General features: G+C 66.6%; 2 protein-coding genes and 1 pseudogene. 2 read left to right on the top strand and 1 reads right to left on the bottom strand.

Annotated elements, in window-relative coordinates:
* Window positions 1-80 precede the first annotated feature (80 nt).
* Window positions 81-812, bottom strand: coding sequence for a DUF4230 domain-containing protein (locus SY1_RS09140; RefSeq protein WP_243440652.1), 732 nt, complete (start codon window positions 810-812; stop codon window positions 81-83).
* Between SY1_RS09140 and SY1_RS09135 the strand changes: the two are divergent.
* A pseudogene (locus tag SY1_RS09135) lies at window positions 712-1,715 on the top strand (PhoH family protein). The gene SY1_RS09140 and the pseudogene SY1_RS09135 overlap by 101 nt on opposite strands.
* Window positions 1,708-2,063, top strand: a 356-nt coding sequence (locus SY1_RS09130; protein ID WP_208873543.1) for a hypothetical protein, incomplete at its 3' end; no start/stop codon positions are given. The pseudogene SY1_RS09135 and the gene SY1_RS09130, both read left to right, overlap by 8 nt.

The raw sequence follows: 2,063 nt of genomic DNA, 5'->3' as shown, positions 1-2,063 counted from the left end.
AACGTTATTTTGGTCAGCATGTCAGCTCCCCCCACCGCGCCACGGATTTTCTGCACCCCGCCGCACGGGAGCAAGCGGCCTCATGGGCAGCTCGATGGGCGCTGGTTTGTCTCGGCGCCCGCCGGGCGCTCGGCCGCCGCGGCGGGATCGGACCGCTCCGGCTTCCCGGTGAGGTCCAGCATCTCGACGGGGGCCTCGATGGCCTCGGTTCTCTCCCCGATGAGCGCCACCCCCTCCGGCTCGTCGTGGAACACGATCTCCGCGTCCACGCCCGTGGACTTCATGATGGCCCCCAGGAGGCGCTTGACGTTCTCGTCGGCGCGCTTCAGGATGACCCCGTCCCGCATCACGTGCTGGCGCACCGTCTCCAGGTCCGCCGCCACCTCGCGGTTCTGGTCGTCCAGCCGGATGGGGTTGAAGAGGCCGTTGGTCTGGTCGTAGACCTCGTAGCTCGAGGCGTCCGGGGCGATGTGCGTGATGCGGCTGTGGGGGATCGTGATGCGGACGCGGTTCACGCCGAACCGCTCCGATATCCGGACCTCGGACAGGTCACAGCCGCAGACGATGTCCCCGCTGTAGCACATGAGGAGCTTCCGCGTCGTTCCGGGGAGGTGCCTCAGGATGGGGATGTCCAGCGCCCCCCGAAAGTCAACGCGGGACAAAAAGCGCGCGCGGACCGTGGCCAGCTCGCTGACGTTCCGGATGGCGTCCATGACGGCGGTGCGCACGGAGCGGGCCCTCTCCGGCCCGCGGCGGCGCGTCAGGAGCAGGACGTTCAGGGCGACGGACACGACCAGCAGAAACGCGACCAAAATAACGTTTGAAAGGTTTACCGCGTTTGAAAAACTGGAGGTTTCGTTTTCTCCTGGGATCAACGTCTTTATCGGGGAAAACGGGACCGGAAAGACCCATATCCTCAAGGCTGCCTACGCCGCCTGCGACATCGCCAAAAGCGGAAAAAGCTTCGCAGAAAAGATCAACAACGTGTTTTATCCGTCGGGCAAGCAGATTGGCCGGTTGGTGAAGCGCTCGGCGCTCTACAGCGAGGTCATCTGCACGACGGCGCGGGGCAAGCCCATCCGTCCCAAGACCGCGGGGCAGCGGGCCTACGTCCGGGCTATCCGGGCGAACGACATCCTCTTTCGGCCGTGGGGCCGGCCGGGACGGGCAAGACGTACCTGGCGGTGTGCGAGGCCGTCTCCATGCTCAAGGAGGGCAGGATCAGCCGCATCGTGCTGGTGCGGCCCGCCGTCGAGGCGGGGGAGAGCCTGGGCTACCTTCCGGGGGACCTGCGCGAGAAGGTGGAGCCCTACGTCCGCCCGCTCTACGACGCATTCTACGACCTCCTGTCCCCGGAGCGCTTCGCGCGCTGCGCGGACAAGGGCGTCATCGAGATCGTCCCCCTGGCCTACATGAGGGGGCGGACCCTGAACGACAGCTTCATCATCCTGGACGAGGCCCAGAACACGACGCCCCCGCAGATGAAGATGTTCCTGACGCGCCTCGGCTTCGGGTCGCGGGCCGTGGTGACGGGAGACGTCACGCAGATCGACCTGCCCCAGGGCCGCCCTTCCGGCCTCCTGAGCGTCCGGGAGATACTGAAGGGCATCGAGGGCATCGGCTTCTTTGACCTGACGGACGCGGACGTGGTCCGTCACGAAATTGTCCAAAAGGTGGTTCAGGCCTACGAACGCTATGAGAAGGACAATGCTTGATTCCGGAGCCGCCGCGGACCGGGCGCGGCGCGCGGCGCTCCTGCGGGACTACCTCGTTCCCGTCCTCGTCCTGCTGATCGCGGGCGTCTCCATCGTGCTGACTCAGTGGGCAATCCTCAGGAACTCGGAGCGCGGCTACCAGACGGGGCGCCCCGCGCCGGAGACCTACCGCGTCGTGTCTCCGATCCGGTACGACGACCACGCGGCCGCGGAAGCGCTGCGCAGGATGGCCAACGAGAGCGTGGTGGGCGTCACCGTGCGCGACGTGGCGGCGAAGGACCGCCTGAATCGGCGCCTTATGGAGCTTCGCGCGGTCCAGGGCCCCGCGCAGGAGGACGTGACTTTCAT

Origin of the sequence: Fretibacterium fastidiosum (genome assembly GCF_000210715.1) — a bacterium.
In the GTDB taxonomy this organism is placed as follows: Bacteria; Synergistota; Synergistia; order Synergistales; family Aminobacteriaceae; genus Fretibacterium; species Fretibacterium fastidiosum.
This window is presented reverse-complemented; position numbering and strand designations above follow the sequence as displayed.